Origin of the sequence: Pseudomonas luteola NBRC 103146, assembly GCF_002091675.1 — a bacterium.
In the GTDB taxonomy this organism is placed as follows: domain Bacteria; phylum Pseudomonadota; class Gammaproteobacteria; order Pseudomonadales; family Pseudomonadaceae; genus Chryseomonas; species Chryseomonas luteola.
In genome coordinates this window covers 1-13790 of the sequence record NZ_BDAE01000015.1, presented here as the reverse complement: position 1 = coordinate 13790, position 13790 = coordinate 1, and the positions used below count along the sequence as shown (strand labels likewise).

The 13790-nt window shown below is 54.7% G+C and carries 10 protein-coding genes and 1 pseudogene; 3 read left to right on the top strand and 8 right to left on the bottom strand.

Features of this window, described 5'->3' with window-relative positions:
• Window positions 1-50 precede the first annotated feature (50 nt).
• Entirely contained in the window at window positions 51-2789 is a 2739-nt protein-coding gene (gene acnA, locus PLU01S_RS15970) for an aconitate hydratase AcnA (protein ID WP_074824058.1), read from the top strand.
• A gap of 37 nt (window positions 2790-2826) precedes the next feature.
• Here the strand turns inward: acnA and PLU01S_RS15965 are convergent, their stop codons facing one another.
• Entirely contained in the window at window positions 2827-3483 is a 657-nt protein-coding gene (locus PLU01S_RS15965; RefSeq protein WP_083397854.1) for an alpha/beta family hydrolase, read from the bottom strand.
• Between the two features lie 185 nt (window positions 3484-3668).
• Between PLU01S_RS15965 and hemN the strand changes: the two genes are divergently transcribed.
• Window positions 3669-5051 (top strand): oxygen-independent coproporphyrinogen III oxidase, encoded by a 1383-nt coding sequence (gene hemN, locus PLU01S_RS15960; RefSeq protein WP_074824053.1) that lies wholly within the window; start codon window positions 3669-3671, stop codon window positions 5049-5051.
• A gap of 74 nt (window positions 5052-5125) precedes the next feature.
• Window positions 5126-5863, top strand: a complete 738-nt coding sequence (gene fnr / locus PLU01S_RS15955; protein ID WP_026003866.1) for a fumarate/nitrate reduction transcriptional regulator Fnr — start codon at window positions 5126-5128, stop codon at window positions 5861-5863.
• A 61-nt stretch (window positions 5864-5924) separates the two neighbouring features.
• On the opposite strand, the gene PLU01S_RS15950 is transcribed toward fnr, so the two are convergent.
• The 7 genes and pseudogenes from PLU01S_RS15950 to PLU01S_RS15920 form a co-directional block, all read right to left on the bottom strand.
• The gene (locus PLU01S_RS15950; protein WP_074824050.1) at window positions 5925-8384 is read right to left on the bottom strand and encodes a TonB-dependent siderophore receptor; all 2460 of its coding nucleotides are present in this window, start codon (window positions 8382-8384) and stop codon (window positions 5925-5927) included.
• 109 nt (window positions 8385-8493) lie between these two features.
• A complete protein-coding gene (locus tag PLU01S_RS15945; RefSeq protein WP_233432127.1) occupies window positions 8494-9468 on the bottom strand; it encodes a FecR domain-containing protein in 975 nt (324 codons plus the stop codon).
• A 3-nt stretch (window positions 9469-9471) separates the two neighbouring features.
• Window positions 9472-9984, bottom strand: a complete 513-nt coding sequence (locus PLU01S_RS15940; protein WP_019365234.1) for a sigma-70 family RNA polymerase sigma factor — start codon at window positions 9982-9984, stop codon at window positions 9472-9474.
• A 95-nt stretch (window positions 9985-10079) separates the two neighbouring features.
• Complete coding sequence (recR, locus tag PLU01S_RS15935) at window positions 10080-10679, bottom strand: recombination mediator RecR (RefSeq protein WP_026003868.1); 600 nt, start codon at window positions 10677-10679, stop codon at window positions 10080-10082.
• Window positions 10680-10792: 113 nt separating this feature from the next.
• Window positions 10793-11119 carry a YbaB/EbfC family nucleoid-associated protein gene (locus PLU01S_RS15930; RefSeq protein WP_010794802.1) on the bottom strand — a complete coding sequence of 109 codons (327 nt, stop codon included), beginning with the start codon at window positions 11117-11119 and terminating at the stop codon, window positions 10793-10795.
• 32 nt (window positions 11120-11151) lie between these two features.
• The gene (gene dnaX, locus PLU01S_RS15925; RefSeq protein ID WP_010794803.1) at window positions 11152-13167 is read right to left on the bottom strand and encodes a DNA polymerase III subunit gamma/tau; all 2016 of its coding nucleotides are present in this window, start codon (window positions 13165-13167) and stop codon (window positions 11152-11154) included.
• A gap of 214 nt (window positions 13168-13381) precedes the next feature.
• A pseudogene (locus PLU01S_RS15920) lies at window positions 13382-13790 on the bottom strand (dihydroxy-acid dehydratase); the annotation flags it as partial.

Sequence of the window (13790 nt, the reverse complement as noted above, 5' to 3'; positions counted from 1 at the left end):
CACAAGGCCGAACCATCGTGCCGTCCCAAGCCGAGAGGAGATTCATCGTCATGCCTGCACTGGATAGTCTGAAATGTCGTCGTACCCTAGAGGTCGATGGCCGTACGTATCACTACTATAGCCTTCCCGAAGCCGCCAAGAGCCTGGGTGATATTTCGCGCTTGCCTGTATCGCTAAAGGTCCTGCTCGAAAATCTGCTGCGCTGGGAAGACAATAAAACCGTTTACCGTGAAGACCTGCAGGCACTGGTTGACTGGCTCAAGGAACGCACCTCTGACCGCGAGATTCAATACCGTCCGGCGCGCGTTCTGATGCAGGACTTTACCGGGGTACCCGCAGTCGTGGACTTGGCAGCCATGCGTGATGCCATGGCCAAGGCAGGAGGCGATCCTGAAAAAATCAATCCCCTCTCTCCTGTCGATCTGGTGATTGACCACTCGGTAATGGTCGACCGTTACGCCTCCGAACACGCCTATGAGGAAAACGTAGCCATTGAAATGCAGCGCAACGGTGAACGTTACGAATTCTTGCGCTGGGGTCAACAAGCTTTCGACAACTTTAGCGTAGTGCCACCGGGCACCGGCATCTGTCACCAGGTAAACCTTGAATACCTAGGCCGTACAGTTTGGACTCGCGAAGAAAACGGCGAGACTTACGCTTTCCCGGATACCCTGGTAGGCACCGACTCGCATACGACGATGATCAACGGCCTGGGTGTACTAGGCTGGGGCGTAGGCGGCATTGAAGCTGAGGCCGCCATGCTGGGCCAGCCGGTTTCCATGCTCATACCTGAGGTCATCGGCTTCAAGCTGACAGGCAAGCTGCGCGAAGGCATTACCGCTACTGACCTGGTGTTGACCGTAACCCAGATGTTACGCAAGAAAGGCGTAGTGGGTAAGTTCGTTGAGTTCTATGGAGACGGCTTGGCTGATCTGCCACTGGCGGACCGCGCTACCATCGGCAATATGGCTCCGGAATACGGCGCCACTTGCGGCTTCTTCCCGGTTGACCAGGTCACTGTGGACTTTCTGCGCTTCTCGGGCCGCCCCGAAGAAACAGTCAAGCTGGTTGAGGCCTACGCCAAAGCTCAGGGTATGTGGCGTGAGGCCGGTGACGAACCAAGCTTCACCGACACCCTGCATCTGGACTTGGGCGATGTCGAATCCAGCCTGGCAGGCCCCAAGCGTCCGCAGGATCGTGTTTCGCTATCCAAGGTCAGCGAAGCATTTGATCAGTTCATGAGTCTGCAACTCAAGCCTACTGCGCCTAAGGGTAATGGACATCCCGTTACACCCGGTGGGCTGGACGACTCGGTTAAAGGCGAACCCAAGGCGGACGGCATCGAGTATGAGCTTGACGGCCAGAAATACTGCTTACAAAACGGCGCAGTTGTAATTGCCGCCATTACCTCCTGTACCAACACCTCCAACCCCAGCGTCATGATGGCTGCCGGTCTACTGGCGAAAAAAGCCGTTGAAAAAGGGCTGGAGCGCAAACCCTGGGTCAAGAGTTCATTGGCGCCTGGCTCCAAGGTCGTAACCGAATATTATAAGGCTGCCGGCCTTATGACCTCGCTAGACAAGTTGGGCTTTAACCTTGTGGGATACGGTTGCACCACATGCATCGGCAATTCCGGGCCGCTGCTCGAACCGATTGAAAAAGCGATTCAGGAAGGCGATCTGACCGTGGCATCAGTGCTCTCGGGCAACCGCAACTTCGAAGGCCGCGTACATCCCTTTGTCAAAACGAACTGGCTGGCTTCACCACCACTGGTAGTCGCTTATGCCTTGGCAGGCAGCGTCAAGGTTGATCTGTCTAAAGATCCTTTGGGTACAGACAAGAACGGCCAGCCGGTCTATCTGAAGGATATCTGGCCCACCCAACAGGAAGTGGCTGACGCCATCGAGAAAGTCAACTCGGCGATGTTCCGCAAGGAATACGCAGCGGTCTTCGAGGGCGATGAGAACTGGAAGGCCATTCAGGTTCCAGCCTCCAAGACCTATACCTGGAGAAACGATTCGACCTATATCCAGAATCCTCCCTTCTTCGAGAACATTGGCGGCAACCCACCTCGTGTATCAGATATTCATGATGCGCGAATTCTCGCCTTACTGGGCGACTCAGTCACAACAGACCATATCTCCCCGGCTGGTAACATCAAAAAGGATAGCCCGGCGGGCCGCTACCTCACCGAACATGGTGTTGCCTATGAGGACTTCAACTCGTACGGCTCCCGCCGTGGCAACCATGAAGTCATGATGCGCGGCACTTTTGCCAACATTCGTATCCGTAACGAAATGCTGGGTGGCGAGGAAGGTGGCAATACGCTGCATGTTCCAACCGGTGAGAAAATGGCCATCTATGACGCTGCCATGCGGTATCAGATAGATAGCACTCCACTGGTCATTATTGCAGGCAAGGAATATGGCACAGGTTCATCCCGTGACTGGGCAGCCAAGGGAACCAACCTGCTCGGTGTCAAGGCAGTGATTACCGAAAGCTTCGAGCGCATCCACCGCTCCAACCTGGTAGGCATGGGCGTCCTTCCGCTTCAGTTCCAGAACGGAGTGGATCGCAAGTCGCTAGGTCTAACCGGTAAGGAGAAAATCAGCATTTTCGGACTGGATGGCGTCGAACTGCGGCCACGTATGCCACTGACCATGGAAATCACTCGTGAAGATGGCAGCATGGAAACGGTAGAGCTTCTCTGCCGAATCGATACCCTCAACGAAGTGGAATACTTCAAGGCGGGTGGCATTCTGCACTATGTATTGCGCAGTCTAATGTAAGCGCTCCCATAAAAAAGCCCGCCGCAGTGCGGGCTTTTTATGCCCGAAGGGCGGCCAAAAAGCGCACTATCGATAACGCACTCTTCTCAATGCTTTGTGAGTGACTCAAGCCTGAGCGTTTGAGTGGCTTAAGGTCATGGTTGGCTGTCAGTACCCACTCGATTCGGACCTGGTCAGACAGTGTGTAATGCTCAACCGTCTCCCGATCTCCCAGAGCATCACGCTCGCCCTGGATGATCAACGTAGGCGTTTGCAGATCAACGAGATGGTCGACCCGCGGCTTTTCCGGGCGGCCTGCCGCATAGAATGGATACCCAAGGCACACCAATGCGCTAACCCGCTCCTCATCAGCGACCAGGCTGGCCATTCGGCCTCCCATTGATTTGCCGCCAATGGCAAGCGGTCCTGGGGTTGTTTGCCTGACCAGATCAATGACCTGCTTCCAGGTAGCAAGCAACTGCGCCTTAGGAGATGGAGGCCTTTTCCTTCCTGAGATTCGTCGCTCAGCCATATAAGGAAATTCAAACCGTACTACTTCGATACGCTGGGCTACCAGCGCCCTGGTCATTTGATCCATGAACGGACTGTCCATGGGAGCCCCTGCTCCATGGGCCAGAACAAGCGTGGCCATTTTCTGATCGCACCTGCTCCAAAGAAGCGAAACTTCCTTCTGATTGACGTGGTTGTTTTGCACGAAACCTCCTAATGAATCTAATAACACTCTTTATGGGCTGGTATTACATACAAAATTAGCTCAACAGAATCCATCGTACCTTTTATCGCCTCTCTGGCCTTCACGTTGTCGCTATTGATGCAGGTCAAGATGCCACTACCTACTTGCTTCTAGACTCTGCTTCATAGTTTTACGGGAGTATGGTCATGCTCGACGCCATCGATTGGAAACCAGAATTAATCCAGCGCTACGACATGGCAGGGCCTCGCTATACCTCTTATCCAACTGCAGTGCAGTTTCATGATCAGATAGGCGCGTTCGATCTGATGCATGCACTAAGGGATAGCCGCACTGCCAAGCGGCCGCTGTCGCTGTATGTCCATGTGCCCTTCTGCGCACATATTTGCTACTACTGCGCCTGTAATAAAGTCATTACCAAGGACCGCAGCCGCAGCGTGCCTTATCTGGCCAGCCTGACAAGGGAAATTCAGCTGATCAGTCGTCATGTAGGCGCAGACCAGAAGGTAGAGCAATTGCATTTTGGCGGCGGCACGCCGACTTTTCTCAACCCTGAACAGCTACGGCAGCTGATGTCCGAGCTGCGTCAGCGCTTCAGCCTGCTGGATGATGACTCTGGGGATTATTCGATCGAGATCGATCCACGCGAAGCGGACTGGGCCACGATGGGCCTGTTGCGTGAGCTGGGTTTCAATCGGGTTAGCCTCGGTGTCCAAGACATCGATACGAATGTGCAGTTGGCTGTGAATCGCCTGCAAAGCCTCAACGAGACGCGGGCCATCATCGATGCAGCCCGTACGCTCAGTTATCGTTCAATCAATATCGACCTGATTTATGGTCTTCCCCGGCAAACGCCGGAAAGCTTCGCCAAAACCGTCGAGGCAGTAATTGATCTGCAACCGCATCGCTTGTCTGTATTCAATTACGCGCACCTCCCCACCCGTTTTCCACCACAGCGGCGGATTGAGGCTGCTGAGCTGCCAAGCCCCGCACAAAAGCTGGAGATGCTTCAAAGGACAACTGAGCAGCTAATGGCTGCCGGTTATCGTTACATCGGGATGGACCACTTCGCCCTGCCCGACGACGAATTGGCGATTGCTCAGGAAGATGGTTCGCTGCAGCGTAACTTTCAGGGCTATACGACCCATGGCCATTGTGACCTGATTGGGCTGGGGGTATCGGCCATTAGCCAGATAAATGAGCTTTACTCTCAAAACACAGTGGATATTTCCGAATACCAGACTAGTCTGGATAACGGTCAACTTGCTGTACGCCGGGGTTTGCACTGTGAACGGGACGACTTGATTCGTCGCGCGGTAATCCAGCAGCTAATTTGTCACTTCCAGCTCGACTTTGCTGAAACAGGCCGAGCACTGGGAATTGATTTCAAGGATTACTTTGCCGATGTCATGCCTGACCTTGAGCGTATGGCGACTGATGAGCTTATTCGCCTGGATGAAAAAGGCATTGATATCTTGCCGGCCGGGAGGTTACTCGTGCGATCAGTTTGTATGTTGTTTGATCGTTATTTGCCCCAACAGAACACACAACGGTTTTCACGGGTCATCTAATAAATTCACTAACAGCTTTCATCATCATGCGTGCAGTAATACCCTTGGCTTACTAATGGAATAAATCGAAAGCCATGTCCGAGACTTTGAAAATGCGTGTCACCTCGCCGCAAGCCCACTGTAAAGATTGCAGCCTGGCACCCTTATGCTTGCCATTGTCGTTGAACCTTGAGGATCTGGATGAGCTTGATCGGATCGTCAAGCGCGGCCGTCCACTCAAGAAAGGCGACTATCTGTTCCGACAGGGTGACAGTTTTGGCTCCGTCTTTGCCGTCCGCTCAGGCGCGCTTAAAACCTTTAGCGTGACCGATAACGGTGAAGAGCAGATTACCGGCTTTCACCTACCCAGCGAGCTGGTTGGCTTGTCCGGTATGGATACGGAGCTGCATCCGGTTTCTGCACAGGCGCTGGAAACCACATCGGTATGCGAGATCCCCTTCGAGCATCTTGATGAGCTGGCCGATCAGCTTCCCCAGCTGCGTCGCCAGCTGATGCGTGTGATGAGCCGCGAGATTCGGGATGATCAGCAGATGATGCTGCTCTTGTCCAAAAAAAGCGCAGACGAGCGTATCGCGACGTTTCTTGTGAATCTGTCTGCACGTTTCCGCGCTCGTGGCTTCTCCGCCCAGCAGTTCCGCCTGTCCATGTCCCGTAATGAGATCGGTAACTATCTGGGCCTTGCAGTGGAGACAGTTTCTCGTGTGTTCACGCGCTTCCAGCAGAGCGGCATCATCGAGGCCGAAGGCAAGGAAGTGCATATCCTCGACTCGATTCAGCTCTGCGCCCTGGCGGGCGGCCAGCTGGAAGGTTGAAACAAAACGGGCGGCCCTGAAGCCGCCCGTTTTACTTGAAAAGCTTTATCGCTTTTGATTGTTAGAACTTGTAACTGACCGTGGCGGTGACGTTACGCTCTTCGCCGTAATAGCAATACAACAGGCTATTACATGCAGCGACGTATTTTTTATCGGTTAGGTTATTGGCGTTGACACGTACATCTACACCTTTGAGTCCCACATTACTCAAGTCATAACCCACTGACGCATCAAACAGGGTGTATCCAGGAACGCGTTCGGTATTAGCTGGATCTGCCCAACTCTTACTAACTGCCCGTACCCCCGCTCCCAGACTCAAGCCCTGGAGCGATCCCTCTTTGAATGAGTAATCTCCCCAGACAGATGCCATATGACGAGGAGCAACGTTAGGCGTATTGCCTTCTGTACCGTCATCCGACTTAATGTATTCGACATCAGCAAACGTATAGCTGCCTAGTACACGGAAGTTATCAGTCACCTGCATGTGAGCTTCCAACTCTACGCCTTGGGAGCGTACCTTTCCTACCGGGCGGTAGTATTGTTCATTCGCCAGTTTGGTCGCCAAGTTTTCTTGGGTAATGTGGAAGACTGATGCCGTAAAGATATTGTCCGTACCCGGCGGCTGATACTTGATGCCAGCCTCCCACTGCTTGCCCTCAGTAGCCTTGAGCGGATCGCCGTTCTGGTCAGTAAAAGAGTTGGGATTGAAAGACTCTGAATAGCTAATGTAGGGCGCGATACCATTGTCGAAAAGATACAGTGCACCCACCCGCGGAGTAACCTTATTCTCCTTGTAGGTGTTTTTGCCTGCACCGTATAGCTCATCCTCGGAAGAGGTCTCTACCCAATCCTTACGCAGACCGAGCGAAAACCGCCATTTATCCAGGTCAATCAAGTCCTGCATGTACAGGCCAGTCTGCTCCATCCGACGCAAATCGCTGGTTTGCCATGTTTCCGTGACGCCCGGATTACCATAGACAGGGTCGAACGCATCAATGTTAGAAGCGGACCCGCCTGCGTAGTCGACCTTGGCCTTACGACGCTGATAATCCAACCCCATCAAAAGCGTATGTTTGGCTGACCCGGTATTAAATTCAGCCTGTGCCATGTTATCTACAATCCAGGCATGCAGACGCTCCTTGCCTTCAGTGGTTGCGCGCGCTAACTCGTTGGATCCTATGCTGGCCCAACCCGCAGCATAAGCCTGCCGCATATCCACCTTGCCATCCAGATAGCGGAAGTTCTGCCGTGCCGACCAGACATCATTGAAACGATGCTCAAACTGATAACCCACCATCTGCTGGGTACGTTCGAACTTGTCGAAATCGGAGTCGCCCTCAAAGAAATGCTTTGAGATGTATTGTCCATTGTGGCGATAGAGTGTGCCGTCTGCCGGGAGACCGCCGTGGTAACCGCCCTCGGGGTCATGTTGCATATACGCCTGCAGGGTTAGCGTCGTATTTTCATCAAAGTCGATGGCTACAGTGGGCGCAATGGCGTAGCGCTTCTCCTCGTTGTGATCAAACTGCGTATCGGACTTGTCCGCCAGACCTACCAGCCGATAGGCAATCGTCTGGTCTTCGTTAACCGGCCCACTAAAATCGAACCCCATACCCCGCTGGCCCTGGGTACCCACCGTGGCCTGGATTTCATGATAAGGCTCATAGAGTGGCTTCTTGCTGGTAAGCGCTACCAGGCCGCCAGGATTACTCCGTCCGTAGAGCACCGAAGACGGGCCTTTCAGGATATCGATGCGCTCAAGGAAATACGGATCTACCTGCATGCTGCTATAGGTACCGCTATCTCCCATGGTCTTGAGGCCATCAAGATAGATGTTATCTACCGAGCCGTCATTGAAACCACGCATGGCAACATAGTCATACCGGTGAGTTGCACCATATGGGTTGGTCATGACACCTGGGGTATAACGCAACGCCTGGGAAACTGTTTGCGAGCCCTGATCATCAATCTGGTCGCGCGTTACCACGGATACCGACTGAGAGGTCTCCAGGATCGACTTACTTGTCTTGGTTGCAATCTGGCTATGGGTGGCGTTATAGCCTTCCATGGTTCCAAGCGCATTGCCCAGTGCGAAATCGGTAACGGTAGTCGCAGAAAGCTCGGAAACATCACTGCCAACGCTTGCTGTTCCAGCCGCCAGCGAGTAGCTGCCGCTACCGGTGTTGACGATCTGCAAGCCGCTTCCTTTTAGCAGCGCTGCAAAACCTTCTTCAACACTGTACTGCCCCTTGAGACCTGGGCTCTGCTTGCCCTCCGTCAATGAGCCATCGGCAGATAGCATGACATTCGCTTCGCCAGCAAAACGACTCAATGCCGTCGACAGCGGGCCAGCCGGTATATCGTAACTGCGTACTGCCTGGGCCGCGGCAGCCGCTTCGGCGGCATTACCTGCAAGCGGCACAAGGGCGAGGCTCATCGGTATAGCGAGTGCAGCAGCATGCACAGCCTGACGCAGAGGGCTCCGCTTGAAAAAAGCCTGATACGAACGACGCGAATCCATTACTCATCCCTTTTTGTGTTCAACAGTGATGGCTTTCAGCCTGTTTGAGACTAAAGCCAGTCGAAACCAAGAAAAGGGAACCGCTAATGATAATATTTTTTATTAAGATTCAGACAGGACGCGCTGAAATAGACGTCCACCAAGGCAGCGGGCGATTGATGCGAATGGGCAGGCTTTGCTCCAAGGCTGTCAGCACCCGCTCCGTTTCCTTCAGCGGGTATGCACCGACCAGACGCAGATTCGCTACATCCGGATCACAGGCCAGATACCCGGAGCGATAACGCGATAACTCGTCAACAAAGTCGCTCAATCGCATATCATCGGCCAGAATCATCCCTTTGATCCAAGCCTGACGGCGTTGCTCACTCATCCGAGCAGTAGAAACCTCGTCAGTGCTAAAGCGCACCTGTTGTCCTGCCTTTACTGTGACGGACGCCGACGCCACAGGAGCAACCTGCACACTGCCGTTGAAAACTGCCAACTCGCCAAAGCCTCCTCGATCAAAAACACTAAACTGGGCTTCTTTGGCCAGTAACGCACCGAATGCCGTATCAAGCGTCAGCGGATAGTGAGCATCCTTGCCTCGAGACAGCATGGCCTCACCCTTGTAGAGTGCCAGATGCAAGCGGTCCGGTTCGTTCGAGACATCCATTGCCGTATCGGTGTTCAGCCAGAGATGCGAGCCATCAGCAAGCTGAAAATCCTTGATCTCTCCCACACGTGTTCGGTAGCTGGCATACCATTGTCTCCAGGACAAATGTGAAGAGGTAGTCCAGGCCAGAACACCGGTACTGCAAAGTACGGTCATCAGTTTTAATGTCTGACGCCGCGTTGGCCCTTTTTTCTGTAGCGCTTGTGTAGCGCCATGGCGTTGCTCGGAGGGTATGCGCTGAAAATGACGACTGATCAGCTCGACACGCTGCCACGCCTGGGCATGTTGCGGATTTTCTGCCAGCCAGAGCTGCCACTGCACACGCTCCTGATCGCTGACATCATCAGCACTGAGCACGGCAAACCATTCGGCCGCCTGCTCAAGCACCGCAAAGTCGCACTCTGTCTCGGACATCTGCTGGGCGGCCTGCATGGTCTATTCCACCTCAAGGGTCAGGCAGTGCAGCATGGCTTGGGCCATGTACTTTTTGACCATTCGCTCGGACACCCCTAGCACCTCACCAATGGCTGCATACGTCTGCCCTTCCAGTTGAGACATCAGGAAGGCTGAGCGCACCTTTTCAGGTAGACGGTCCAGCATGGCGTCGATTTGAACGAGACTTTCAATAATGATTTCACGCGCTTCTGGAGATGGCGCGTAATACTCGGAACGATCAGCCAGCGCCTCGAGATAGGTCCGTTCGATATCCTGACGCCGCCAGTGATTGACGAGTAATGAATGGGCGATGGTCGATAAGTAAGCGCGCGGCTCTCGAACGGACGGAAGATCGCGTCCTTTGGCTAACAGGCGAAGGAATGTATCCTGGGCCAGATCGGCTGCATTGAACGAGCATCCCAACCGTTTGCTCAGCCAGCCGTGCAGCCAGCCATGATGCTCGCTATACCAGTCATGCAAGGCGTTGGGTGATGACACTTCAGCCGCGCACATGTCAGAACCTATCGAGATGGCATTGAGATATCGCTAATGATAATGCTTCTCAAGAATAGATCTATGCTTTTTTACGTCAATTTGCGTACCGCCGATCAAAGCGTGATCGGCTTACGGCCTGCAAAGGCATGCGTAAGGGTGCCGTTGTCTACCAGATCAAGTTCACCACCCAGGGGGACACCATGGGCAATCCGGGAAATAGTTAAACCGCGCGGTTTCAATAGCTGCGCAATGTAATGGGACGTCGCCTCGCCTTCCACTGTCGGGTTGGTTGCAATAATGACTTCCTGGAAGGCACCTTGCTCGATACGCTCCATCAGCTCTGGAATGCCGATCGCCTCCGGGCCGAGACCATCCAGAGGAGACAGGTGCCCTTTCAGCACGAAATAACGCCCACGGAAGCCCGTCTGGTCAACGGCAAAGACATCCATTGGCGACTCAACCACGCAAAGCAGCTGGTCATCCCGATCCGGATCAGCGCACTGAGGGCACAGTTCGTTTTCCGTCAGGGTACGACAATGCTTGCAATGCCCTACTCCCTCCATGGCTGCCTGCAAGGCACTCGACAAGCGCAGGCCCCCGCTCCGGTCACGCTCAAGCATCTGCATGGCCATACGCTGGGCTGATTTCTGGCCCACCCCAGGCAAAATGCGTAGCGCGTCGATCAACTGTCGAATGAGAGGACTAAAACTCATGAAGAAATCTCGAGTGGAGATAGATAAAAGTATAGACAGGCTATCGTCTGTTAACGTGCCTGGATCGCCGCCAGCCAGAACGGCCAGCGGCGTGACCATAAGCCTTTAGATGCTTAGAAAGGCATCTTGAATCCAGGCGGCAGCTGCATGCCCGCAGTCATACCAGACATCTTTTCCTGGCTGTTCTGCTCGATCTTGCGAACGGCATCGTTCACCGCAGCCGCGATAAGGTCTTCCAGAATCTCCTTGTCTTCCTGCATCAGGCTGTCATCCAGCGATACACGCTTGACATCGTGGCGACCCGTCATGACGACGCTGACCAGCCCGGCGCCGGACTGACCGGTCACTTCGGCATTTGCCAGCTCTTCCTGCATCTTCTGCATTTTTTCCTGCATTTGCTGAGCCTGCTTCATCAGGCCGGCCATGCCACCTTTTAACATGTCTGTTTACCTCGTCTGGTTTGAGAACCCGGTCAGTCCTTGGAATTGACCGGCTCGATAGTGTCCGCGCGGACTACAGCCGCGAACTGCTCCATCATTTGCTGGATCAGCGGATCATTCTGTATGGACGCCTCAGCTTCCCGCTGACGCTCCGCACGTTTGCGAGCGGCAGCCTGTGCTGGCGTCTCCTGCTCGGGCGTCTGGAGTGTGATATCCAGCTTGATCGTACGCCCTTGGTATTGATTCAAGGCATCATTCAAACGGCGATGCTGGTTCGTGTTGAATAATGCGCTCTGATTTGGATCCAGATGAAGGTGCCATGCATCATTTTCAACCGACACCAGCGTACAGTTTGCCGCAATGCTTGCAGTCATGCCTCCTAAGCCTAGCTTAGGTAGCAATTCGATCCACTCGGCGGCAAGTCCGGTTGCAGGTTTGGCTGCCGGTACGGGCTCTGGGGCCGTCGCCGGCGCCTCGGCCAGTACGCCTTCGGTCAGTTCGTCCAGATAGCCGTAATCGGACTCGGCATTGTAATAATCATCGGCAGGCGGTGGCTCGTCGTCTGCCAAGCCTTCATTGTCCTGCTCGTCAACGACCCGCTCAATTACAGTGGCCTCCGACGTTTCGGTTGCCATCGGAACCACATGGGTTGGCTCTACCGGCGTTTTGATGGCCGTTGTAGGTTCATCCCAGGGTAGATCGACAGGCTCGCTTGTCTGAGAGGCCTCTGGCTCTTTCGCAACAGGCGATGCAGAAGCCGTTACCGGTTCCGGCCGAGGCTCGGACTTAACCGGAGCGGGACTGGGTTTCGCCACGGGCGCTGGGCGAGTGACTGGCGCAACAGGCAACTGAGCCGGCGTGGATGGTGCAGACGGAGCGGCCACCGGTTCTGGCTTGGAGTCAGTCGTGGCCTGACTGGCTCCCAACGTCTTTAACGCAGCCTTGGGTGTACTGCCGCCGCCCTCAGCCGGTCGGAAGGCCAGCATCCTCAGCAATACCATTTCAAAGCCGCCACGAGGATCAGGCGCCAACGGCAGATCTCGACGCCCAATCAACCCCATCTGGTAATAATATTGCACATCTTCGGCGGGTAGCGCCTGAGCCAAGGCCAAAACCTGCTCACGATCACCCTGACCGTTATCCACAGCCTCAGGCAACGCCTGGGCAATCGCCACACGGTGCAAAACATTCAGCATCTCGCCCAGCACACCTGCCCAATCAGGACCTTGCTCGGCAAGATGACGTACGGCCTCGAGCAGTGCGCGGGCATCGCCTTCCAGCAAGGCTTGCAATACACCATATACCTGCCCTTGATCCAACGTACCCAGCATGGCGCGTACATCGGCAGCCAGAACATGCCCTTCGCCAAAGGCAATCGCCTGATCGGTCAGGCTCATCGCATCGCGCATCGAGCCATCGGCAGCACGCCCCAGCAACCATAGGGCATCCTGTTCGAAAGGAATCTGCTCAGCGGTCAACACGTGGGTCAGGTGCTCAACCACACGCTCAGGCGGCATGTTCTTCAGCGAAAACTGCAGGCAGCGCGACAGAATGGTAACGGGGAGCTTTTGCGGATCGGTCGTTGCCAGCAGGAATTTAACGTGAGGCGGCGGCTCTTCCAATGTTTTCAACAGTGCGTTGAAACTATGGGTCGAGAGCATGTGGACTTCGTCGATGAGGTAAACCTTGTAACGACCACGCGTAGGGGCGTACTGCACGTTATCCAGTAGCTCCCGGGTATCCTCTACCTTAGTGCGGCTGGCAGCATCCACTTCGATCAGATCGACGAAACGACCTTCATCGATTTCCCGGCAGACCGAACACTCCCCGCAGGGGGTCGAGCTGATGCCGGTCTCGCAATTCAGGCACTTCGCCAGAATACGCGCAATGGTGGTTTTACCCACCCCACGCGTGCCGGTAAAGAGATAAGCGTGATGAAGGCGCTGGTTATCCAGGGCATTGATCAGGGCTTTAAGCACATGGGTCTGTCCGACCATTTCACGGAAAGAGCGCGGACGCCATTTGCGAGCGAGAACCTGATAACTCATCGATACCTGACACGGCGAAGAAAAAGAAGTCGGCTAATGCTAGCGAAGCAAGGGGTAAATTGCATCCAAAAGCCTATGACTCGCCTCATATTCCTATATCGAGTCATGTACGGGACACCCTTTAGCCAGACTCAAGAGATGGGGTCTAGGCCAGAGAAATCAAGGCATTCAGAAGATAACCCAGCCTGAAATGGCCGGGCTACCTTAAAGAAGATCAGTGCGAGTGCCTCGGCACCTCGGAGCCACGGCAGCCGACGAGGAAGTCAAAATCACAGCCCTCATCGGCCTGCAGCACGTGGTCCACGTACAGCTTGCGGTAACCACCACCGAGCAGGTTGGCGTTCGGGTCCTGCCAGTCCGCCAAGCGGGCCTGCAGCTCTTCATCGCTGATATCCAGATGCAGGCGGCCGTTCTCGCAGTCCAGCTCGATCATGTCACCGTCACGCACCACCGCCAGCGGACCACCTGCCGAAGCCTCCGGCGCTACGTGCAGCACCACCGTCCCGTAGGCCGTCCCACTCATGCGCGCATCGGAAATACGCACCATGTCGGTAATGCCCTTGGCCAGCAGCTTGGGTGGCAGACCCATGTTGCCCACCTCAGCCATGCCCGGATACCCTTTT

Coding starts and splice junctions, on each gene's coding strand:
- acnA (WP_074824058.1), top strand. CDS start 51: ATGCCTGCACTGGATAGTCTGAAATGTCGTCGTACCCTAGAGGTCGAT.
- hemN (WP_074824053.1), top strand. CDS start 3,669: ATGCTCGACGCCATCGATTGGAAACCAGAATTAATCCAGCGCTACGAC.
- fnr (WP_026003866.1), top strand. CDS start 5,126: ATGTCCGAGACTTTGAAAATGCGTGTCACCTCGCCGCAAGCCCACTGT.
- PLU01S_RS15950 (WP_074824050.1), bottom strand. CDS start 8,384: ATGGATTCGCGTCGTTCGTATCAGGCTTTTTTCAAGCGGAGCCCTCTG.
- PLU01S_RS15945 (WP_233432127.1), bottom strand. CDS start 9,468: ATGCAGGCCGCCCAGCAGATGTCCGAGACAGAGTGCGACTTTGCGGTG.
- PLU01S_RS15940 (WP_019365234.1), bottom strand. CDS start 9,984: ATGTGCGCGGCTGAAGTGTCATCACCCAACGCCTTGCATGACTGGTAT.
- recR (WP_026003868.1), bottom strand. CDS start 10,679: ATGAGTTTTAGTCCTCTCATTCGACAGTTGATCGACGCGCTACGCATT.
- PLU01S_RS15930 (WP_010794802.1), bottom strand. CDS start 11,119: ATGTTAAAAGGTGGCATGGCCGGCCTGATGAAGCAGGCTCAGCAAATG.
- dnaX (WP_010794803.1), bottom strand. CDS start 13,167: ATGAGTTATCAGGTTCTCGCTCGCAAATGGCGTCCGCGCTCTTTCCGT.